At 59.2% G+C, this 22,392-nt stretch carries 19 protein-coding genes; 3 read left to right on the top strand and 16 right to left on the bottom strand.

Translation table 11 applies throughout. The features are described from left to right. Positions 1-192: 192 nt before the first annotated feature. The 3 genes from MWR57_RS08015 to MWR57_RS08005 are packed head-to-tail and all read right to left on the bottom strand — an operon-like array spanning position 193 to position 5,189. Positions 193-3,213 carry a ChaN family lipoprotein gene (locus MWR57_RS08015; RefSeq protein ID WP_423124282.1) on the bottom strand — a complete coding sequence of 1,007 codons (3,021 nt, stop codon included), beginning with the start codon at positions 3,211-3,213 and terminating at the stop codon, positions 193-195. 4 nt (positions 3,214-3,217) lie between these two features. Continuing rightward, complete coding sequence (trmFO, locus tag MWR57_RS08010; protein WP_423124281.1) at positions 3,218-4,552, bottom strand: methylenetetrahydrofolate--tRNA-(uracil(54)-C(5))-methyltransferase (FADH(2)-oxidizing) TrmFO; 1,335 nt, start codon at positions 4,550-4,552, stop codon at positions 3,218-3,220. Beyond that, complete coding sequence (locus MWR57_RS08005) at positions 4,542-5,189, bottom strand: adenylate kinase (RefSeq protein WP_423124280.1); 648 nt, start codon at positions 5,187-5,189, stop codon at positions 4,542-4,544. The genes trmFO and MWR57_RS08005 overlap by 11 nt, the downstream gene beginning before the upstream one ends. 348 nt (positions 5,190-5,537) lie before the next feature. Here MWR57_RS08005 and MWR57_RS08000 point away from each other — a divergent pair, with 348 nt between their 5' ends. Next, positions 5,538-5,990, top strand: coding sequence for an Hsp20/alpha crystallin family protein (locus tag MWR57_RS08000; RefSeq protein WP_423124279.1), 453 nt, complete (start codon positions 5,538-5,540; stop codon positions 5,988-5,990). Between the two features lie 47 nt (positions 5,991-6,037). Then, positions 6,038-6,439 carry an Hsp20/alpha crystallin family protein gene (locus tag MWR57_RS07995; protein ID WP_423124278.1) on the top strand — a complete coding sequence of 134 codons (402 nt, stop codon included), beginning with the start codon at positions 6,038-6,040 and terminating at the stop codon, positions 6,437-6,439. A 113-nt stretch (positions 6,440-6,552) separates the two neighbouring features. On the opposite strand, the gene MWR57_RS07990 is transcribed toward MWR57_RS07995, so the two are convergent. From MWR57_RS07990 to MWR57_RS07940, 11 genes are all read right to left on the bottom strand, one after another. Beyond that, complete coding sequence (locus MWR57_RS07990) at positions 6,553-6,750, bottom strand: ferredoxin (RefSeq protein WP_423124277.1); 198 nt, start codon at positions 6,748-6,750, stop codon at positions 6,553-6,555. A 90-nt stretch (positions 6,751-6,840) separates the two neighbouring features. Then, entirely contained in the window at positions 6,841-7,248 is a 408-nt protein-coding gene (locus MWR57_RS07985) for a bacteriohemerythrin (protein WP_423124276.1), read from the bottom strand. A gap of 23 nt (positions 7,249-7,271) precedes the next feature. Then, entirely contained in the window at positions 7,272-9,002 is a 1,731-nt protein-coding gene (locus MWR57_RS07980) for a methyl-accepting chemotaxis protein (RefSeq protein ID WP_423124275.1), read from the bottom strand. Between the two features lie 320 nt (positions 9,003-9,322). Continuing rightward, a complete protein-coding gene (locus MWR57_RS07975) occupies positions 9,323-10,924 on the bottom strand; it encodes a methyl-accepting chemotaxis protein (RefSeq protein WP_423124274.1) in 1,602 nt (533 codons plus the stop codon). 133 nt (positions 10,925-11,057) lie between these two features. Further along, entirely contained in the window at positions 11,058-12,740 is a 1,683-nt protein-coding gene (locus MWR57_RS07970) for a prephenate dehydratase domain-containing protein (protein WP_423124273.1), read from the bottom strand. Positions 12,741-12,933: 193 nt separating this feature from the next. Then, positions 12,934-13,326 carry a response regulator gene (locus MWR57_RS07965; RefSeq protein ID WP_423124272.1) on the bottom strand — a complete coding sequence of 131 codons (393 nt, stop codon included), beginning with the start codon at positions 13,324-13,326 and terminating at the stop codon, positions 12,934-12,936. A gap of 25 nt (positions 13,327-13,351) precedes the next feature. Then, positions 13,352-13,903: a chemotaxis protein CheD gene (locus tag MWR57_RS07960; RefSeq protein ID WP_423124271.1), complete on the bottom strand. Its 552-nt coding sequence runs from the start codon at positions 13,901-13,903 to the stop codon at positions 13,352-13,354. Positions 13,904-14,280: 377 nt separating this feature from the next. Then, on the bottom strand, positions 14,281-14,616 hold the full coding sequence (locus MWR57_RS07955; RefSeq protein WP_423124270.1) for a chemotaxis protein CheW: 336 nt from the start codon (positions 14,614-14,616) through the stop codon (positions 14,281-14,283). A gap of 274 nt (positions 14,617-14,890) precedes the next feature. Beyond that, positions 14,891-16,210: a hybrid sensor histidine kinase/response regulator gene (locus tag MWR57_RS07950; RefSeq protein WP_423124269.1), complete on the bottom strand. Its 1,320-nt coding sequence runs from the start codon at positions 16,208-16,210 to the stop codon at positions 14,891-14,893. Positions 16,211-16,239: 29 nt separating this feature from the next. After that, on the bottom strand, positions 16,240-17,667 hold the full coding sequence (locus MWR57_RS07945) for a sigma-54-dependent transcriptional regulator (protein ID WP_423124268.1): 1,428 nt from the start codon (positions 17,665-17,667) through the stop codon (positions 16,240-16,242). A gap of 18 nt (positions 17,668-17,685) precedes the next feature. Beyond that, a complete protein-coding gene (locus tag MWR57_RS07940) occupies positions 17,686-18,153 on the bottom strand; it encodes an SH3 domain-containing protein (RefSeq protein WP_423124267.1) in 468 nt (155 codons plus the stop codon). A gap of 321 nt (positions 18,154-18,474) precedes the next feature. Between MWR57_RS07940 and MWR57_RS07935 the strand changes: the two genes are divergently transcribed. Then, positions 18,475-20,247, top strand: a complete 1,773-nt coding sequence (locus MWR57_RS07935) for an HD domain-containing phosphohydrolase (protein WP_423124266.1) — start codon at positions 18,475-18,477, stop codon at positions 20,245-20,247. Here MWR57_RS07935 and MWR57_RS07930 read toward each other — a convergent pair. Continuing rightward, positions 20,223-20,963 (bottom strand): TlyA family RNA methyltransferase, encoded by a 741-nt coding sequence (locus MWR57_RS07930; RefSeq protein WP_423124265.1) that lies wholly within the window; start codon positions 20,961-20,963, stop codon positions 20,223-20,225. The genes MWR57_RS07935 and MWR57_RS07930 overlap by 25 nt on opposite strands. A 10-nt stretch (positions 20,964-20,973) precedes the next feature. Then, the gene (gene glmM / locus MWR57_RS07925; protein WP_423124264.1) at positions 20,974-22,332 is read right to left on the bottom strand and encodes a phosphoglucosamine mutase; all 1,359 of its coding nucleotides are present in this window, start codon (positions 22,330-22,332) and stop codon (positions 20,974-20,976) included. Positions 22,333-22,392: the final 60 nt, after the last annotated feature.

Genomic DNA, 22,392 nt, shown 5'->3' with positions numbered 1-22,392 from the left:
TTTCTTTGCTTGCCCAAAGAAAAAGAACGAAAAAGAAAAGGCACCCAGCCACTTGTCCCGCCGTTGGCGGGATACCCTGTGCTCCTCGATGCTGCCGGGAGTTTGCAAACTCGGCTTCGCCTCAAACAGTGCAAACTCCTTTTTCGGCAGCCTCTCCGGTGCTCGGCTGCGTGACAATGGGGGTTGGGCCGACTACAACACCACCGGAATGGAAAGAATCGATTCCCCTTTGAACAGGAAACCGGTTTCCCGTTTGATCCGCACCGTCACCTGATTGCCGATTTCCTTGTCGAGCAGGAAGATCTTCAGATCGTCGATGGTGGTCACCGGTTCGTCATCCAGCGCCAGAATGACATCTTTTTTCCTGATCCCCGCCGCTCCTGCCTTGCTCTTTTCTGACAACCCTTCCACCCGTGGGCCATCGGCGGTGTTGCCAAGCATCACCCCGAGAAGCGCGGCCGGAGGCAGCTCGTCGGGCTCGGAAAAAATCAGGTAGTCCGTTTCGGTCTGATCAAGCTCCCGGCCCATGCTGTTCAGGATGACGGCCTGGCGGATGGCCGACAACCGGCGGGCAACCCGGGGTGGGATGGCGGTGGCCTTGTCGGTGTGGCCCTGGCCCGCCAGGACCACCATCCTCCTTTCCGGGTGGGCGGCGAGGAAGCTGGTCACGGATTCGGCCATGGTTTCGTCCCACAGGGCCTGGGCCTGGAAAAACCCGTTGACCTGTTCCGGCTTGCCGCCGTGCGAGCCGTGCATGGTAAAGACCTCGGTGATCCGCTCTCGATAGCCGGGAATGGTCAGGTCACGGTCCGCTGGGATCTTGGCCAGTTCTTCGGCGGTCAGGGCGGCGGTCCCTTCTTTGAAGACCTTGTTGACAATCGCTTTTTCCTGGTTGAGAGCCACGATGGGCAGCCGGTGACGCCGGGCAAAGTTGATGATCTCCCGGTAGAAGCGATAATCGTAGCCCCATTTGGAAAAATATTCCGATTGCTTTAAAAATTCCCGTTCGTTCAGTTCGCCTGCCACATACCGGTCAAGAACGGGCTGCGCCTCCCGGCTGAACATCTCCATGCCGATGGCAAGTTTGGGATTTTGGGCGAAGAGCGCCCGGATCACCCGCAGTTGCAGGAGATGGTCTTCGTTGCGGGTGTGGTTCTCCCCCACATACACCACCTGTTTGTCGCCAAGCTGTTCCGTGATGGCGGCAAAGGAAAGGGCCTTGGGCAGGGCGAGAGCCATGGGCGGGGCATCAATGACCAGGCGCAGCCCCTGTTCCGTCTCCAGGACGGATTTTTGCGCCACCCGGCCCAAGTTGAGATGGAGTGTGCCGTATTTGCCGTAATGGGCGAGTTTCGGCGCGGCTGCCGCTGTTTCCGCAGTGCTGGCCGAAGCGATCAGCACGGCCACCTGGCCGGGGGCCAGGGGATTTTCCCGCGCCTCCAGGGTAAAGCCGGTGGCGGGCTGGTGGGGCTGGCCGGCAAAGATGGAGCGGGCCAAAGGGCTGTCCGTGCCGAGGAACAGCACGGCTTTGCCGGCCAGATCCTTGTCCGTGGCCTCGTTGGCGGGTTTGACCGGGCACTCCATGGCGGCAAGGAGTTCGATGAGCGGGGCATAGACCCTAAGCTCATCTCCCGCCGGGGCGATGGCCAGCCTCTCGCGGGCGCCGAGAAAGCGCGACCAGGTAGGCGGCAGTTCCTCGGGTGCCAAGGTTCGCATCAGGTCGTAGTCCGGATCACCGATTACCAGCGAGGGATAATCGGTCAGGCGGATGCGCACTTTGGTTTCGCTTTCGGTAAGGGTCACTTCCCGCCGCTCCTTGCCCTTGGCGGTGACGATATCCAGGGGCAATCGCAGCCGGTAGGGTTTTTCCTGGAGCTGCTTGATGGTGAGCCCGAGTTCCAGGTGGTCCCCTCTCTCCGTAAGGGCTCCGGAGCTGATTTCCAGGCGGGGGAGATCGGCGCGGCCGAGCCATTGGCTGAAAAAGGGCTCAAGGTTTTGGCTGGAGCTTTTGGAAAAACGTGCGGCCAGATCCTGCCAGCTCGCCTGTTGATGACGGAAACGCGCATACACATCGCGAAGCCCTGCGTAGAATGGAACATCGCCTATCTCCCGGAACAGCATGTGGAAGAGCATGCTCCCTTTCTCGTAGCCCACCGCCCTCGCCGCTTTGTTGCCGGAAGCAAGATGGCTGCCGGCGCCGCTGAAATCCGCGAGGGTCATGGTGTTGTCCGGCCCCACATAGCTCTGGTAGGTGATGAGCTGCTGCTTTCTGAATGCGGCATCGGCCCCTTTATCCGCGGCAAAGGCCTGATCCGCGAGATAGGTGGTCAGCCCCTCGCACCAGTTGCCCTGGCTGGTATCCACGTCAACACTGTTGCCGAACCAACTGTGCAGCACTTCATGGCCCAGCGAGGTTTCGGTGATGAAGGGCAGCCGGACCACGGCTTGGCCGAGCAGGGTAAAGGTGGGCATGGCGTAGCCGGTGGGCAGCCGGTTTTCCACGATGCTGAATCGTTTGTAGGGATAGGGGCCGATCAGCTCCTGGTAGCGTTTGAGGTACTCGATTGTTTTCTTTCTGTATCCCGCCGCCAGTTCGCGGTCTTCGGCAAAGAAATAAGAGTACAGGGTCTGGCCCGGACCGATGGGCTCCTCTTCCACCACATAGGGGCCTGCCACGAAGTTGAGGCCGGGCAGGGGATGCTCGAACAGGAAGCGGACAGTGCGGATATTGCCGCTAAGCGTGTCGCTGATCTCCTCGGCTTCGGAAATGGCTGCAAAGTGTTTGGGGATGGCGGCGGTCAGGGCATATTGGCAGTCGGTGTCCAGGCGCGGATGCCAAAAGCCGGTGAGGGCGATGCCGCTGGGGTCGATGAGTCCGTTAAGGGTGTCGGCCCGGTTGCCGGCGTATGAGGTGTGAAAGCGGATGGCAACGTGCTGGTCTTGCGGCGCCGACGGGAGGACTACGTGCTCCGAGGTCTGGAGGGTGACGCCGTCCAGGTCGAACTGCATGATTTCCAGATTTGCCAGGGAGATGGTGACCGCGGTTTGAGCAGGGATGGTGATGCGCGATGTGCCGATGAGCCGGTGGCTTTGCAGGTCAAAGGCGATGTCGAGCTGGTGCCGGGGAGGGGCCGGGTGTGGGGCTGCGGCGGACGCGGGCACGGAGAGAATCAGCAGGCCGAAAAACAGGAGAAGGCACAGGGGAAACCGCACATGCTTACGCCGGTTCCAGCTTTTCTGCGTCGCAGAGTTGTTTGAGGGAAGCCAGGGCTGTTTGCGCACGGTGTTGTCCTCGCAGTTTTTTCGGAAGCTTGGTCTCCCAGACCGGGAACAGGCCGAAGTTGATGTTGGAGGGCTGAAAATGCTTGGGGTCGGTCTGGGTAAGGTGGCCGACCAGTGCGCCCATGGCGGTGTCGTTGGGCAGCTCAAGGCCCGCTTGACCCTTGGCCAAACGCACCGCGTTGATCCCGGCCAGCAATCCCATGGCCGTGGACTCCACATAGCCTTCCACCCCGGTGATCTGCCCGGCCAGTAAAAGATCGGGCCGGTTTTTCACCTGCAGGCTCGGGAGCAGTACCTTGGGCCCGCAAACAAAGGTATTGCGGTGGATGCTGCCGAGCCGGGCGAATTCAGCCTGGGCCATGCCCGGAATCAGGCGGAACACTTCCTGTTGGGCTTTATAGGTCAGCTTGGTTTGGAAGCCCACCATATTGTAGAGCAGACCGTCTTTTTTTTCCATGCGGAGCTGGACCACACCGTACGGGTCGCGGCCGGTCCGCGGGTCGGGCAAGCCCACTGGTTTCATGGGCCCGAAACGCAGGGTGTTCTCGCCCCGTTCCATCATGACCTCGATGGGAAGACACCCCTCGAAGTATTTTTGTTCCTCGAATTCCTTGAGCGGCACCTTGTCGGCGTTGCGCAGCGCCTCGATAAAGGCGGCGTATTCGTCGCGGTTCATGGGGCAGTTCAGATAGTCGCCCGGTCCGTCGTCGTAGCGGGAGGCCCGGTAGACTATTGACATGTCCAGGGAATCGGAGGTAACGATGGGGGCGATGGCGTCGTAGAAGGCCAGGTGCTCTTCCCCGGTGAGCTGGCTTAGCGACGCGGCGAGCGGGCTTGAGGTAAGCGGGCCGGAGGCCAGGATCACCGGCCATTTCCCGACCGGGGGAAGTTCGGTGACCTCCTCCCGGACCACGGTGATGGCCGGGTGCGATTCGATTTTTTCGGTGATGCATTGGGCAAAGAGGGAGCGATCCACGGCCAGGGCCCGGCCAGCCGGAACCTGGGTCTGGTCGGCCGCCGCCATGATCAGGGAGCCCAACTGCCGCATCTCTTCCTTGAGAAGGCCCACGGCGGAAGAGACATCGGCGGCGCGCAGGGAGTTGCTGCAGACCAGTTCGGCCAGGAGCGGAGATTCGTGCGCCGGGCTGAACCGCACCGGCTTCATCTCGCGAATGGTCACTTGGCAGCCGCGTTGGGCAGCTTGCCAGGCGGCCTCGCATCCCGCGAGGCCGCCGCCGATGATGGTAATTTCCGGGGTATTAGAGGCCAAGCTGTTTCTTGATGGCGTCAACCACCACGTCGCTGGAGGTGCCGACGATGGATTTCAGCAATCCGGCCTTTTCATAGAAACCGGCCAGGGGAGCGGTTTTCTCGTTGTAGGTATCCAGACGGTGGGCGATGGCTTCCTGGGTTTCGTCCTCGCGCTGGATCGCCGGGCTGCCGCATTTGTCGCAGATGCCTTCCACCTTGGTCGGGTTGCTCTTGGTGTTGTAGATCGCCTGGCAGGAGGGATTGGTGCAGGTTCTTCTCGTGCAGAGCCGGTCGAAGATCACGTCCCGGGGCACGTCGATGGAAGCGACCATGTCCAGGGTGATATTGAGTTTTTTCAGCAGGGCGGTCAGGGCTTCGGCTTGGGGGATGGTGCGCGGAAAGCCGTCCAGCAAAAAGCCCTTGGCGCAATCGGGTTCTTGCAGGCGCTTTTCCATGATGCCCATGATCAATGAGTCGGGAACCAGATCGCCCCTTTTCATGTAGCCTTCCGCTTCCTTGCCGAGATCGGTGCCGGCCTGGACCGCGCCGCGCAGAATGTCGCCGGTGGAAATCTGGACCGAACCGTCGATGGCGGTGAGCAGCTTTGCCACCGTGCCTTTTCCGGCGCCGGGTGCGCCCAAAAGAATGAGTTTCATGTGTGTTTCTCCTGTGTTTCGATGAATGTATGCCCGCAACAGACGGCAGGGGGCCGCAATGGGGTGGGGTTTGCCGGAACGCCAGCAGTATTAACGGCGCCGGTTCCGGCATGTAGAATCCGGGTCGCAACTATACCCGATTTTTGTCGCGGATGGTAGCGTTATCATCGCCCCTTCGCAAGGATGATTTCCTCTGTGGTATGATGATTGAGCGGGCGTGGCGTTGTAAGGCTTTCTTGAAAAATATTGTCCGGTCTTGACAAGCAAACAACAATTCTTATTGTGTGTGTAAAGCTGATAAACTCTGTAAAATCGAGTTGTTACACATAATTATCAAAGGAGGTGCGTATGGCGATAGTACGATTTGCCGATCAGAAATTGTTCAGAAATCCCTGGGCCGATTTTGAAAGGATGCGCCGCGAGCTGGACGCGCTTTTTCAGGGGGCCGGGCAGGAAGCTGGCGGACGGGGCACGGTTTTTCCGGCCCTGAACATTTCCGAAGACAGCGGCAACCTCTATGTGCGGGCCGAGATTCCCGGGGTGCCTGCCGGCGAGGTGGAGATCTCCATCGAGGGCGACACCCTGACCATCCGGGGCGAACGGAAAACCTGCACGGCCGAGGAAAAATATTCCTATCACCGCCGGGAGCTTGAGTGCGGCAGGTTCAGCCGGGCCATCACCCTGCCGGCCAAGGTTCAGGTTGAGAGGATCGGGGCACAGGCCGCGAACGGGATCGTCACCATCACCCTGCCCAAGGCGGAAGCGGTAAAGCCGCGACAGATCAAGGTGAATGTCGGCTGAGTCAGTTTTGCCGCAGTGTGTTCATGCTTTTTTGAAGGAGTGCACCCATGACGGAAAAAGAAATGCAGGTCCAGCAGAAACAGGAAGTGCAGCAGGCAGGGGAGCCCACCAAGCCGGAAAAGCAGTATGTGCCCGCGGTGGATATCTTTGAAACCGCCGAGGCGGTCAATGTGCTCGCGGAGATGCCGGGGGTTGCCAAGGATGGGGTTGAAATCGAGTTGGAGAATGAAACCCTGACCATTCGCGGCACCGTGGCCCCGCAAGAGCACGGAGGGGAAACTGTTCTGTTGCGCGAATTTGAGCCCGGGAGTTACCTGCGCAAGTTCACGGTGGCCGAAACCATTGATCAGGAAAAGATCCAAGCCACCATGGCCGATGGGGTGCTGACCCTGGTGTTGCCCAAAATCGCGCCCGCCAAGCCCCGCAGGATTGAGGTGCAGGGCATCTGATCCGAGCCAGGCATTACTTGCTTAGGGAGAAAAGGCCATCCGGAACCGGGTGGCCTTTTGTGTCTGGAGACTGTGGGAATGCCTGAGGGGTGCGAGGCAAGGTGGAGGCGGGATCATACCCGTTCAAGCTCAATGCATTTTTCCGGACACATGGCAACGGCCCGTTCCAGCGCTTCGCTGCACGGCGCGGTGTCGGAGACAGGTTCTGCTTTTTCCAGCGCCGGGTTCATGCGGAAGACCTCGGGGCAGATGACCACGCAGGTTTCGCAACTGTTGCAGCGATAAGTGTCGATGTTTACCCGGCAGATCATGGAGAACCCTGGGATGGCTGGAAAGATGGCGGGGAGAGGCCGGGGGAGCGGAACTGGCTGCACTCCCCCGGCCCGGGGAGGGGAATGCTTTTAGCTGACACCTTTGCTGTTCAGGTAGGGGCCGTATTTCTTGTCCGTTTCCATGATGTGCTTGTCCAGCCAGTTTTTGAGAAAGTTCATCACCTCGATGCTGACCGTGCTTTTGCCGCTTTGCACCTCGCCGATGAGCGCCTTGACCTTGGCGGTCATCTTGTTGTGCTTATCCTTGTGGTCGGCGGTTTCCGGGTATCCATGGGTGTCGAACATTTTTTCCTCGACCGCGAAATGGCTCACGCAGTAATTGGCCAGCTTGGTCAGCACCGGCATCAGGGCGTCCTTGCCCTTGCCCGCCAGCATGGCGTCGTTGAGATCGTTGATCATGGTGATCAACTGTTTGTGCTGGTCGTCGATTTGCTTGATGCCGACGGAATACTTGTCCTGCCACGTCAATAAGGCCATGCTTTTTCTCCTGTGTGTGATTGCTAGAAATTTTCAAACTCATCGTCGTCAAAGGGGATGACATCCTGCGCCTTGGCCGTCTTGGGCTGTGCGGCCGCAGGAGCGGCAAGTTTTTTTACCGGCTTTGCCGGGCTCGCCAGGGATGTACGTTGCTGAAGGTGTGCCGGTGTTTTTCTGCCGATGTTTTTTGGCGGCGGAGTGCTGCTCTCTCGGGCGCCCACGATCTCGGCCAGGGAGTGGACCAGTTCGCTCAATTCCCTGGCCTGGCCGGAAAGCTCCTCGCTTGCCGAGGCAGCCTCTTCGGAAATGGCGGCGTTGCCCTGGGTTACTTTGTCCACATCGGCAACGGCGCTGTTGATCTGATTGACGCCCAAGGCCTGCTCGTCGCTGGCCACGGTGATCTCCCTGGCCAGTTGGCTGACCTTCTTGACCCCGTCAACGATCTTGGTCAGGATTTCTTTTACTTCGGAGGCGGATTTGACGCCGTTGTCCGCGTTTTTCTGTGATTCTTCAATGAGTTGCGCCGTATTCTTGGCCGCTTCCGCGCTGCGCAGGGCCAGCGAGCGAACCTCTTCCGCCACCACGGCGAAGCCCGCGCCCGCCTCGCCGGCCCGCGCTGCCTCAACGGCCGCATTCAGGGCCAGCAGGTTGGTCTGGAAGGCGATTTCGTCAATGGTTTTCATGATCACCGCGGTTTGGTCGGCGGATTTTTTGATGCTACCGATGGCCTCGGTCATCTTCTCCATGCTCTGCTGGGCGACTTCGGCCGAGCTCCTGGCGTTTTCCGCCATCAGGCTGGTTTGGCTGACGTTCTCGGCGTTTTGTTTGGTCATGGAGGACATCTCTTCCAGCGAGGCCGAGGTCTCCTCAAGGCTCGCGGCTTGACGGGTGGCGCCGTCGGCCAGTTCGTGGCTGGCTGAAGATACCTGGTTGGCTGCGTCAAGCAGGTTGTCCGCGCCCCGGGTCAGATCGGCGATGATCCGGGTGACCGGCTTGATCACCGAATTGGAAACGATGCGGATCACCAGGGTGGCGAAGAGCACCGCCATGATGGCGAGGCCGACCACCACCAGGTATGTGGCTTTGGTGATCGAGGCGCTCAACTGTTTGTCCGCCTGCTCCAGGGACTGGATCACCTCGAAGGCTCCGTGCATCTCGCCTGTTTTCCAATTTTCCATGGGGCCGCCGGTGGGGTCGGTTCCGTTGTCGTTGCCCCAGAGCGCTTGGGAGGTTTTTGGGTCGCCGTGGCAGAGCAGGCAGGTTTCCGAAAGGCGGACCGCCCGGAAATACCGGACAGCGTTGAGTGCGGGGTCTATCTCGTAATATTCGTCAAGATTCTGCTCGTCCATCAGCTTGAGCGCCTTTGCCTCAAGCTGGTCCGGCTCGTTTTTGGGGTTTCTGGGGGAATGCTTCGGCACCTTGAAGGTGTAGCCGCCTTCCTGCGCCTTGCGCATGGCCGCATTCCAGGCGGAAAACACCGGAACCATGGCCAGAACCTTTTCTTTTTCTCCGGCATCGGCCAACTCCCGGAGGCGTTCGGCGGTGAACAGTCCCATCTGCCAATTTTTTTCCATCTCGTCCCGGGTGGACTCGGCGGTCAAGCAGATGGCTCTGGCCTTGTCCGCATAGGCAGTGAGGGTTTTTTCCCTTGATTCGCCGGAGTAAAGACGGAACAGACCCACGATGAGCAGGGTGGGCAGCACGACGCCCACCAGGACTATTTTTCCCCGCAACGACCACTGCTTGAGATCCATCGTGTTCTCCTTGAAAACCCGGGGGAAACTTCCCCCTGCTTGTTGTGGGGCGGACAGGCCAGGTGACAGGCGTTTCAGTTCTTAGGATAGGATGAAGTGAGAAGGATTATCAAGAGAAAAAAGATGTGCGTAAAAAAAACAGAGGCCATTTCCGCAAGGATGGAAATGGCCTCTGAGTGCCGCTTGTGGCGGCGAGGGGAGAGGGGAGGAGAAACAAGGTGAAAAAAGAAATCAAAGGAGGAGATTTCTGCTCTTTCACAGTGTTTATAATTGTATGACTATTCCCTTACGGTGAAAGTTCCAATTTTTTTTAAAAAGAATCAAAAATCCTCAAAGTCGTCGCCCATGGGGATGATATCCTCGGGTTTTGTCCCCTTGGCCGGACTGCTTTTTGGTGCCGGGGGCAGAGCCTTTCTTGCCGGAGGTGCGATCTTTTTGGCGCCGGACTGTGACAAAGTGGGGGGGCGCTTCAATTTTTTCTGTGCCGGCGGCTCGATTGCCGGACTCTCACCGCCGCCCACCATATTCAGCAATTGCCCAACCGAGCCCTTCATCATTTCCGCCTGGGCGCTCAACTCTTCGGAGGCTGAGGCCGATTCTTCCGCTGCCGCGGCGTTTGCCTGGGTAACGGTGTCGATTTCGTGGATGGCCTTGGTGACCTGGACTATGGCGTTGGCCTGTTGGCTGGCCGCTCCGGCAATCTCGGAGATGATCGTGCCGATGCGGGTGGTGGATTGGGCGGCAACATAGAACGATTCGCTGGTCTCGCTGACCAGGGCATTGCCGGCGGTAATCTTCTGCACTGTTCCCTCGATGAGATTGGAGGTGTTTTTGGCAGCCTCCGCCGCACGCATGGCCAGGTTGCGCACCTCATCGGCCACCACCGCGAATCCGGCCCCAGCCTCGCCGGCCCGGGCCGCCTCAACCGCCGCATTCAGAGCGAGCAGATTGGTCTGGAAGGCAATTTCGTCGATGGTTTTGACGATCTTTTGGGTTTGGGCGCTGGCAGCGGAGATTTCCTCCATGGAGACGGTGAGCTTTTTCATGGATTCATCCGCGCTCAAGATTACCGTATTGGCCTCTTTCATCAGTTCGTCGGCTTGGCGGGCATTGTCCGCATCTTGCTTGATCATGGCTCCGACCTCTTCCAGGGAGGCGGAGGTTTCTTCCACCGCCGCCGCCTGTTGGGAAGCGCCTTCCGCCAAGGTCTGGCTGGAGGAGGAGACCTCGCCCGCCGCGGCAGCAACCTGGTCCGCGCCTTCGTTCAAAGTCTGGCTGACCTGCTTGAGGGTGGAGGAGATTCCCCGGCCAAGGAAAAAGGCGAGGATGGCGCCGCCGGCCAAGACGATGATGCCCAAAACCAGGGCCAGCAGACCCAGGTATTTGGCTTGCTCCTCGGCTTCAACCGTGTGTTGATTCGTCTCGTTTTGAACGGTTTCATAGAAATCGTTCAAAACAGGTTCCGCCGACTTGGCTGCCGCCCGGAGCTTTGGTTCGATGCTCATCCGTTCATATTCCGGAGCGGTTACTATGAGCTCGAAGTTTTTCTGGTACGTCTCTACGAGCGGGCGAACTTTTGCGATCTCCGCAATCCTTTTCGTATTGCCCGCTTTCTTGGCCATGGCCTCGATGGTGTCCAGCTCGTCCTCAAGATCGGCGAAACTGTCCCGTTGTTCCTTGGCCTTGTCTTCGTTGCCTGTGAGCAGGAAATCCTTTTCAAAGCGACGGCATTTGTTGAGGTGATTCAGGGCGGCATTGGTCCGCACGGCGATGGCCATGTCGACCTTGATGAGTTCTGTGAAGGAGGAGGTGGAGGAGATGAGGGCGAATTGGTAAACGCCAATAATTACGGCGGTCAGGAGAAGTATCACCCCGAATCCGCCGCCGATTTTCTTGCCTATTGTTGCCTGTTTTTTGGCCATTTCTCTCCTCCGCAGAGCGGGTTAATCAGGAGGAATATCCTGAAAATTGATTGAATACCCTTCACCATATAGAAAAAATGGCTAGAGCGTCAAGGGTTGTTTGTGAAAAAATGTCGCACCTCCTGGGCCGGAATCAGTCGCGGCTGAGCACCCGGCCCAGGGTGGCGTCCACGGCGAGGGCTTGTTGCATGCGATCCTTGAGAAACCCTTCGCCCAGATACCTCCGGTTTTCCTCAATCACCGCGCAAAGCGCTTCGATATCCCCGGCTTCGGCCATTGTGGTGATCTTTTCGAGGTTTTTGGCGAAGCTGAGAACGATGCGGGACCCTTGGCCGCTGGTGGACATGATCTCTCCATAGGTGCGGGGGTTCTGGCTGTGCACTCTGGCCATGGAAAGGATGGAATAGAGCGAGGTGAGGGTGGCGTGGCTGCCGATATCCTCCGGAGGGATGGCGTTGTCCTTGAGGGCCATGGCCAGGGCCACCGAGATGGAGGTGGGCAATTTTTGGCTTACCCCCATCATCAGATCGTGCTGGCCCGGAGCATCGTGGGAGATCTTGGCCCCGTGCTTGTAAAGAAAGGCCTCGAATTCGCTGCTTAAAACCCCGCTGCGTGCGGTGCGGACCACCGAGGCGTTTTTGTCCTTCATCGTTGCCGCCTGCGGTCCCCACAGGTTATGGACCAGCAGCACCTCCACCCCTTCCTTGGTGTGGGTCAGGGCGGTGTGCAGCACGTTTTCCGCTTCGCCGGCCAGCAGGATCAGGGCCTGGTTTTCCGCCAGCAGCGGGCCGTATTCCGTTATCGCCGCGGGAGTGGCGCTGATGGGGACGCAGATCACCACCACGTCCACTTGCGGGATCATTTCCGCGGGCCGCAGTGTGCTGCTGCGGCCGGTGATCATGGTTTCGTAGCCCTCGCTCTTCAAGCGCTCGGCAAACCAGAGGCTCATGTCGCCGCTGCCGATGAAACCGAAGGTTTTGATGCGTTTGACCCGCATGTCCACCCTGGGAAAGCTGCCCAGCACCCGCACGGAGCCGGGTTCTTGGATGACTTGGTGCTCGATGCGGTCGATGGCCACGTGGACCCGTTCATCGGAAAGATGCCCTTCAAACTCGATGAAGAACTGGAGCTTTTGGGTCTGGGGATCTGTTTCCGTCTGCATGTCGATCAGGTTGATACTGCGTTTGGTGAACTCGTTCAAAAGGTCCACCAGGATACCGACCCGGTCCTTGATCGGAGTGGTGACCAGAACCGTGGCATCGTACCCGGTGCGGGGAGCCGGGTTCGGACCCAGCACTGCGTAGCGGGTACGATTGTGGGGCACGATCTCCCTGGCGCGGATGGCCAGGCCGTAAGCGCGAAGCGCCTCCTCGGATTCGATGATCCCGTGGGTGGCAAGCCCCTGTTCCTTGATGTCCCGCACCGCCGCATCCAGGTCATGCACCGTGGTAAGGGTTGCCTCGGGGTAGGTATTGGTGATGTAGTCTTCGCACTGACGCAGCACTCCGCTTTTACCCAGAAGCATGGTGATCGGCTCCGTGGCGGAAAGGCTGCCCAGGGAAAGATGGATGGGCAGAACGATGTTGTCCTGCCAAAATCCAGTGTCCATCCCTTTGATCAACCGGCTGTATTCCTTGACCTGCCCTTCGCGGGTATTGAAGACCGGCACCAGGGCCAGGTCGGTTTTCCGCTCGATAAAGGCCTTGAATACCGTGGGCAGATTCGGGAAAAGCCTGATTGTCGCGCCCTGGTTATACTGGCGCGCCGCCTGCCAGGCGTTGGAGCCTTCCGGACCGATGGTAGCTATGGAAACCATATGAAAAACCTGCTGGATGCGTGGTTGATCTGTGTTCGTCCTGCCGCGGCGGCAGAGCTTTTCTTCTTTTAGTGTGTTCGCAAGGGCTGGTCAATAGCTTTTCTCGGAGAGGCGCGGGCGAGAAGCGGAGCTGGCGGAGGGGCAGGAAGGACAAGGCGGAGAACATGACGGGAGGTCCAGGCGCGGAAAGTATTCAGGCCACGGCTAAGGCGTGTGGCAGAACACCGGCGATCCGGTTCAGGACTTCCGCGGGGATGAAAGGTTTGTCGATATAAGAGGCGCAGCCGCGTTTGCGCAGTTGCCGGAGGAGTTCCTTGTCGCCGTAACCGGTAATGACCATGATCGGGATACGGATGTTTGCCTCCTGGAGTTTGTCAATCAGGCCAAGGCCGTCCAGTTCGGGCATCTTGAGGTCGGTGATGATCAGGCCGATGGGGTGGCTGGCTGGCTGCTGCCGGATTTTTTCGTAGGCATCCCGGCCATTGGTCGTCAGGATCACGCCGAATCCTGCCTGGCGCAAGACGAGATGCAGGGCCAGCCGGGTATGTTTTTCATCTTCTGCGATCAGAATCTGTGGGTTGGTCATGGACGGGGCCGGAAACGGTTAGGGGTCAATGGGCGAAGTGTGCTTTCATGATTCGGGCAAAGCCTTTCGCAAGGTTGGGGGCGATGCGCCGTACGAAAACTTCGCCGGTGGAGGTATTGAAAAATATCTTGTAGCCCTGGGTTCCCCCGGTTTTTTGCACTCCCGGGACAAGACCGAACCTGGCTAGGGCCTCAAGAGCCGCGGCAATGTTCTCTTGGCCGATGGCAAAGCCGTTGGCGCCGGGTAAGCTGGTCTGGAGAACGCTTGCCCCGCCGAACAGTTTTACCTGCAGCTCCGATGGGGCGATGCCGTATCGGCTGCGCATGGTTTCAAGCATATGGGGCACCACCGTGTCCAGATACGGGAAATATTGGGGCATGGGTATTTTGGTCTGGCGGGGCAACATGCCGTGGCAGATGGCGCCGACCCGGAATCTTTCGTGATGGAGGCACAGGGAAACGCAGGAGCCGAGGATGGTGGAAACAATGGAAGGCTGGTCGGTGATCAACAGCTTGCCGGGGGTAAGATTGATGATCGGCAGGTCGGGGTAGGACACGAAAAGAGAAGTTTGCAGCATGGTTGGGACTAACCTTATGGCGGGTGTTCCGGGAATGGTTGCAACCGTCGGTGTTGCGCCGTGCTCCATGGTCTGCTCCCGTTGCATTGTGTGCCCTGCTAAAAGCCAACTTCCTGCCAAGCCCCCGAAGAGACTTGGCAGGAAGTCTTGGACCGGCGAGGGGGGGGGACCGATCCAAATGGCTACTTGTGTAAGGCCAGCTCTGGCCTGTGATCTTTACTGGGAGCCTTGAAAAATCAACTTCCTGTTGATTTTTCAAGCCGCAAAACCAAAACAAGTTTTGCCTTTGCTCACATTTTCAGCAACTTAAGTGGCTGAAAATGACGGGGCGTCCTTGCCCCGCACAGGAGCCTTGAATTTTTCAAGGCTCCCTACTGTTAGTGGGTCTTCCCTGCAATCATCTCCCAGGCGTCGGCTTCCGAATCCACCAAGGCGCCGAAGATAAGAGGCGTCTGGTGGGCGCGTTCCGCCGACAGGATGCAGATCTGTTCGGCAAAGCCGTTGAGGCCGCCGATGGGGTTCACCCGCAGATCGATGACCGGCACTGTTCTACCCCGGAAATTGATAACGCCCATGACCGTGTCGTTGGCAATGGGGAGGGCGGTTGCCGACATCATCCCGAGAATCTCGGTGATCCGCAGCGAACCGTGGACGTATGCGCCCGGGTCGGACATGAGCGTTGCCAGCGTGGTTTTCCCTGCTGATGTTCCCATGATCTGCCCTCCTGGTCAGGTGGAATGTGGTCCCGTTTTTTTCACGGGGGTTGTCAGGTGCTAATGGAAGAAATGTGCCAGGCTGGGAATAATGTACGTAACAGACCGATATTGCAGATAATATTTTTTTTGTGCTGGAGGGACGCAGGAAGGATGAATCAAGGTATGTTGACGGGAGGATTGGAGATGGGCGGTGTAGCGTGTGGTGTGGCCGTGGTGTGGCGGAAATGAATAAAAATTGATGGCGTCAATAAAAGTTGATGGGGTGGAGGGGTTATTTCCCTTTTGGCGCTGGCATGGGAAAGACCGCCCGGGCGATGGTGCCCTTGCCGGGTTGGGAGTTGAATTCAAGCCGCCCTCCATGCTCTTCCATGATCCCCGCGGAAATGGAAAGGCCGAGGCCGCTGCCGCCGCCATCGCGCTTGGTGGTGAAAAACGGGTCCAGGATGCGTTTGAGATTTTTTGGGGAAATGCCGCAGCCCTGGTCGGCTATTTCCACAAAAACCGTGGAGGTTTTTGGGTCCTGCCCGGTGGAAACCGTCAGGGGCTGATCCGGGGAAGCGAGGGATTGATAGGCGTTTTGCAGCAGGTTGATGATGACCTGCTCGGTCCGCTGGAAATTGCCCCGCACCGGCGGCAGCCCCTCGCCGTAATGGATGGCGAGGTGGTCGGTCGCCTTTTTCAACGGATTGGCGAGCAAAACCAGGGCGGCGCGCAGCGCGGTATTGAGGTCAACGTCCTGGTCCATGTCGGAGATGCCCTGCCGCGCGTAATCCCGCAGGTTGAAAACAATCTTGCGGATGCGTTCCGAGCCGTCGAGGATGCCGGAAAAAAGCTCGGGAATATGCTCGCGCATCTCGGAAAAGGGAATGCCCGCCACGGGGAAGTCGCCTTGCGTCCGGTAATGTTCTTCCAGGATGGGCAGGAAATCCTCCCAGGCGCGGTGAAGGATGGGGGCGTTCATGGTGATGAAGTTGTTGGGGTTGTTGATCTCATGGGCCACTCCGGCCACCAGGATGCCGAGGGAGACCATTTTGTCGGCCTCGATGAGCTGCCGCCGTCGTTGTTCCGCTTCTTTTTCCGCTTTTTTCCTGGCCTTGATATCCGCCTCAAGCTGTTTGTTGATGCGGGCGAGTTCTGCGGTTCGCTTGGCGACCAGTTGCTCCAGATGGTCGCGGTGCCGGCGCAGTTCCTGCTGGTTTTTTTTGAGGGTTTTCAGCAGGGTCAGCCGCTCCATGCCCTTGGCCAGGGAGACTTCCAGTTCCATTATGGAAATCGGTTTCTGGATATAGTTGATCGCCCCCATCTTCATGGCCTCCACGGCGATGGCCAGATCCGCCTGCCCGGAAACCACGATGCATTCGAGATCGGGCCGGATGGCCACGGCCTGCTGCATGAGGGCAAGGCCATCCATCTGGGGCATTATGATGTCGGTGACCATGAGATGGAAGGGGCTTTTTTCAAGAAGGGCCAGGGCATCAGGTCCGTTGACCGCGCTGGTTGTCGTATAGCCGAGGCGCTCTACCTGCATGGAGAGCAGCTTGAGGACCATGGGCTCATCGTCAACAATAAGTATTTTTCCTTTGCTCGCCATGGTCTGAGGAGGATCCCTTGTGGAGGCCGTTAGGCCTGGCGCTTGAGCCGCTGATTCAAGGCCTGGGGCGTTATGCCCAGGATGAGGGCGGCGGCGCGCTGGTTGTGGTTGCTTCGCCGGAGGGCTTCGGCGATGAGTTCCTGGTCCGCGTCTTTCAGGGTCGGCAACTGCGCAAAGCTCGCGGCCCAGGATTTTTGTGGAAGAATCCGGGCGGGGGATGTGGAGGGATTTTCCCGCAGGCTGGCCGAGTCGAGTTCTTTGTGGAAAAAAGCCATGGCGAGGGTGGCGCCCCGGTGATGGCTCATGGCGTCAAAGGCCAGAGCCCGCAGTTCCCGGACATTGCCGGGAAAATCATAGCCGGCCAGCAGGGTGATGAGTTCATCCGGGCAGCGGGGCTTTTCTTTCTTGAACTCCGTTGCGGCCTGGGCAAGAAAGAAATCCAGCAGGGCAGGGATGTCATCCTTGCGCTCCCGCAGCGGGGGAACCTGGATGCGATGGGTGCGCAGCCGGTAAAACAGGTCGGTGCGGAACAATCCTTTCCGGTGCTGCTGTTCCAAGTCGCGATGGGTGGCGACGATGACCCGGGCGTCCGAATGATGGACCTGGTCGGAACCCAGGGGGTAGTATTCGCGCTCCTCAAGAAAACGGAGGAGCTTGACCTGCGAAGGTTCGCTGAGATCGCCGATTTCGTCGAGAAACAGGGAACCTCCTGCTGCTTTTTCCACCAGGCCGGCACGGTTGCGATCCGCGCCGGTGAAGGCGCCCCTGGCGTGACCAAAGAGGGTGTCGGCAAAAATCTGATCGTCAAGGCCGGCCACATTGACCGTGACATATTCGCCGGTCCTGCCGCTCAAATCATGGATGGCCTTGGCGATGCTCTCCTTGCCCACCCCGGTTTCCCCGGTGATCAGCACCGGCTGCCGCCCTTCGGCAACGGCTTCGCAATAGCGAAACAGGGCCTTCATCGTGTCGTTGCCGGTGATGATGCCGGAGAACACCTCCGGATGGGCTGGGTCCTTGTCAAAGAAGCTGCTGGCAAGCCTGGAATTCTCCCGCCGGAGCTGTCTGACCTCAAGGGCCCGCCTGATGCTCGGCAGGAGGCGCTCGATTTCCACCGGCTTGAGTACGTAGTCAAAGGCTCCCTCTTGGATGCAGCGCACCGCGGTCTCCACCTCATTGACTCCGGTGACAATGATGACCGGCAGTTCCGGAAAGCGTTGACGGACATGCTTGAGGATGTCATGCCCGGAAACATGGGGCATCATCAGGTCGAGGAGGATGATCTCCACGGGCTGATTGTCGAGAATGGCCGCGACGTCGCGGCTGTCCTGGCACCGGATGGTGTTGCTGATGCCGTGGGAGCGGAGGGCGATATCAAAGCTGGCTAGGGTATGGAGTTCGTCGTCAACCAGAAGAACGGGGTTGGGCGGATATGGGGGGGGAGTTTTTTTTCCCATGGTGTCCGGCGTTGGGGCTCAGTTGGGCCAGAGCAATTTGCCAAATATCCAGCCGGTTGTGCCGTCCGCGTGCTTGACCTTGATCCAGTCGCCTTCGGTGGTCAGGGGCTTGAAGACCACGCCGCGTTTGGCCGCGGCCACGATTTCGTAGTCTTTTCCCGCCCCGACCCGCAGATTGGCGGTCTCTGATTTGACAATGACGGTTTTTTCCTTTGCGACCAAGGAGGTGGCGATCCAGCCCGTGTCCCCTTCAAAGTCCACGACCTTGGCCCAGGTTCCCTGGGTGGTGGTGACCTGCAGCGGAAAGCCCTTGAAAACCGTCCAGAGGATTTCTTTTGTCGCCTCGGGGCCGGAACGGATATTGACCCCGTCTTTGATAACGCTGACGTATTCCGCGGCAGTGGCCGTGGCGGCAAGCAACAGCAGGGCTGCGCCGGCGAGAGCGGAAAACAGGGATGCTCGGAAAAGGGGACGATTTTTGGTCATGACGGATACGCTCCTGAAAAAAACTTAGGGTATGCCTGGGTTGTACAGTGCACGGGAATGCCGAACAGCTATGGGGATTGCACCGCACCCAAGTTAGCATTTTCGTTTGGCCAAGTCAACCGTCTCCGGGGTTTTTTGCCTGCGGCGCGCAATGCGGCAGGTCTCGCATTGTGCGCCGCTTTAATGTGGAATTGCTTGTCATCCTGTTCTGCCGTATACTGTCACTGTTGGGCACAGTATTGCGTCTCCCGGCCCGCCACCTCGGATCGGGCGGGAAGCTGTTAACGATGAGGATTGCCGTTTCGGGCAAGGGGAATGGTCATGGATGTTTTTCCGGATAAGGCTCAGGCTCGCAGGCACCCGGCAGTGGACCTCCTCATGCAGAAGGTTGTGCAGGGGATCGAGAGCTACGTCGGGCAGGCAATGGCCGGAGTGCCGCCGGAGGTTGTGGCCGGGCTGGCAGACCGGGTTGTCCGCGAGGTTCGGGAGTTCAGCGAAGGTCAGGGAAATCATCTCTATGAGCTGGTGAAGATCGGCTTGGGACTCTCTTCGGAAAAAAATATTGATCGGCTTCTGGAGAGGATTGTGCGCGAGGCCAAGCATTTCACCAACGCCGACGGCGGAACCCTGTACATCAAGGACGACGCGCGGCAGGCCCTTGATTTTGCCATTGTCCAGAATGATTCGCTCGGAGTTTGCATGGGAGGGAGCGGGGAAGCCATTTCCTGGCTTCCCGTGCCGCTGCGCCATGAAAACAATGGGGAGAATCACTGGAATGTTTCCGCTCACTGCGCCCTTACCGGCGAGCCAATCAATATCTCCGACGTCTATGACGCCGAAGGCTACGATTTTCAGGGAACCCGCGATTTTGACGCCTCCACTGGCTACCGCTCCCGCTCGATGCTGGTGATCCCGCTGCGGGACCACGAGGATGAAGTCATCGGGGTTTTGCAGCTTCTGAATGCCAAGGATCGGGAAACCGGCGCGGTTGTCCCTTTTCCCGAGCATGAGGTGGGAATGGTCATGAGCTTGGCCTCGCAGGCGGCCATCGCCCTCACCAAGATGCGTTTGGTCCGGGGGCTTGAAAATCTGCTGGACGCTTTCGTGCGGACAATCGGCGATGCCATCGACGAGAAATCCCCCTATACGGCAGGGCATGTCTACCGGGTCGCCAATCTCACCGAAGAGATTGCCCTGGAGGTCAATAGGGCCACCACCGGCAGATTCGCCTCGATCAACTTCAACGCCGACGAACTGGCCGAGATCAGGATGGCGGCCTGGCTCCATGACGTGGGGAAGATCACCACGCCTGAGCATCTGATGGACAAGGCAACCAAGCTGGAGACCATTTTCGATCGGATAGAACTGATTCGGCACCGGGTGGAAATCTCGCGGCTGCATGATGCGTTCGTCCGGCTGGAAAACGAACCCTGCCCAAGGACAGAAGGGCGGACCGCTCCGTTGCCCCCTCCAAAAGAGGAAGAATGGCAGGAGATCATCACCTTTCTCGATATGATCAATCTGGGCGGCGAAGGGTTGTCGGACGAAAATATCGAAAAGGTGCGGCGTCTGGCCGGGATAACCTATGCCATGAGCGGCGTCCAGTTCCCCTTGCTTGCGCCGGATGAGGTGGAAAATCTCTGCGTGCAGAAAGGCACCTTGACCGCGGCGGAACGCAAGGTGATGAACCATCATGTGGAGATGAGCATCCGGATGCTTGAAGGGCTGCCTTTTCCCAAAAAGCTTCGGAATGTCCCGGTCTATGCCGGCATGCACCATGAAAAGCTGAACGGCACCGGCTATCCCCGGGGGCTTGGGAATGGCGCCATTCCTCTGCCGGCACGGATGCTGGCCCTGGCCGATGTGCTGGAAGCGTTGACCGCGGCGGACCGGCCTTACAAGCCAGGGAAGATGCTTTCCGAGGCCATGCGCATTCTGGAAGGAATGGTTGCCCGGGCAGATCTGGATGGGGAGCTCTGTGATCTGGTTGTTGAGTCGGGCTTGATCGTCCGCTTTGCCCAGGATCTTCCGGCGCGCCAGCGGGATGATTTTTTCTGGCGGGGTAAGCGTTATAGCGTCTCGGACACAAGGTAGATCAAAAATTCCCGGTTGCCCTTGGGGCCAAGGATCGGGGAGGGGCTGACCCCAACAGGAACAAGGCCCAGCCCGCCTGCAAATTCCCGGATTTCCTCAACCACCTTTTCGTGGAGGTCGCTGTCGCGGACGACTCCACCCGTGCCAAGCTGGCCACGGCCGACCTCGAACTGCGGTTTGATCAGGGCCAGCACCCGGATGGCGCCCGGAGGAAAAAAGACGAGCAGCGGCGGCAGCAGGGTTTTGAGGGAAATAAACGAGGCATCGATCACCGCCAGGTCCAGGGCCTCTTCCAGGTCGCCGGTTTGCAGGTTTCGGGCGTTGGTTCTCTCCATGACCACCACCCGCGGATCCTGCCGCAGTTTCCAGGCCAGTTGACCGTAGCCGACATCAATGGCATACACCTTGGCGGCCCCGCGTTGCAGCAGGCAGTCGGTGAAGCCGCCGGTGGAGGCGCCGATATCGGCGCAGATGAAGCCGGCGGGGTTGAGCTGAAAATGGTCCAGTCCGGCAGCGAGCTTGATTCCGCCCCGGCTCACATAGGGGCAGGTTTTTTCCCTCAGCCGTATCCGGCTGTCCTTGGCAAAAAGCGAGCCGATCTTGTCCGCCGGCTGGTCGTTCACCAGCACCTGGCCCGCGGCAATGAGGGCCTGGGCCTTTTGCAGGGAGGGGGCCAGCCCGTGCAGCAGCACAAGCTGGTCGAGTCGAGTCTTCATGGTTGCTTGGTCAGGCTTCGGCGGTGTCAGCCTTGCGGATCATTTCGCAGAGTTCGTCGGCCATGGCGTTGATCTGTGCGGCGTCCTGCCCCTCCACCATGACCCGGATAACCGGCTCGGTTCCGGAGGGACGGACGAGGATGCGGCCCTTTTTGTCCAGTTTCTTTTCCATTTCCTTCAGTTTTTTATTGAAGCCGGGGATGGTGCTGGTGTTGATTTTTTCAGCGGTGCGGACATTCTTGAGCACCTGGGGAAAGCTTTCCATGATGGCGGCCAGTTCCGACAGGGGTTTGCGTTTTTTGATCATCACCGCCAGCAACTGGAGCGCGGCGAGGATGCCGTCGCCGGTGGTGTTGTGTTCCATGAACACCAGATGCCCCGATTGTTCGCCGCCGAAATTGTAGCCGGACCTGCGCATCTCCTCAACCACATAGCGGTCTCCGACCTGGGTGCGGACCATGGCCCCGCCCATGCGCTGCATGGCGACCTCCAGGCCGAGGTTGCTCATCACCGTGGCGACCAGGGTCTTCTTTTTCAGCTTTTTGCGGCTCATCAAGTCGGCGGCGCAGATGGCCATGATATGGTCGCCGTCAACGATGTTGCCGTGTTCGTCCGCCACGATGATCCGGTCGCCGTCGCCGTCCAGGGCGATGCCGATGTCCGCCCCCAGTTCCCGCACCTTGGCGGCCATGTGCTCCGGGTGCAGAGCGCCGCAATCGCGGTTGATGTTGGTGCCGTCCGGCTCCGCCGCCAGGGTGGTGACGGTGGCGCCCAGTTCCTCGAAAACATGGGGGGCAACCCCGTAGGTGGCGCCGTTGGCGCAGTCGAGCACGATGTGAAAGGCGTCCAGGGTGTATTCCCGGGGAAAGGAGTTTTTCAAGAAAACGATGTAGCGGCCCTTGGCGTCGTCGATGCGGGTGGCGCGGCCCACCTCCTCGGCCACCGGCCTGAGCACCTCCATCTTCTGCGAGAAGATCAGATCCTCGATCTCCAGTTCCAGATCGTCATGGAGCTTGAAGCCGTTTCTGGCGAAGATCTTGATGCCGTTGTCCTGGAAGGGGTTATGGGAGGCGGAGATGACCACCCCGGCATCGGCCCGCATGCTGGTGGTGATAAAGGCGATGCCCGGCGTGGGCAGGGGCCCGACCAGAAGGACATCCACCCCCATGGAGCAGATGCCTGCAGCCAGGGCGTTTTCGATCATGTAGCAGGAAAGGCGGGTGTCCTTGCCGATGACGATCCGGTGGCCGCGCCGCATGTCCTTGACCAGAAAGGCGAGGGCCCTCCCTATCTGCATGGCGATTTCGGTGGTCATGGGATAGGTGTTCGCCACCCCCCTCACCCCATCGGTGCCGAATAACTTTCTCATGCTGTACTCCTGGGAGCCTGGGTCAACCCGGAGCCGGCAGGGGAGAGCGCACCGGTGATT

This window comes from Hydrosulfovibrio ferrireducens, assembly GCF_046883345.1.
Classification (GTDB): Bacteria; Desulfobacterota; Desulfobulbia; order Desulfobulbales; family Desulfurivibrionaceae; genus Thiovibrio; species Thiovibrio ferrireducens.
This window is presented reverse-complemented; position numbering and strand designations above follow the sequence as displayed.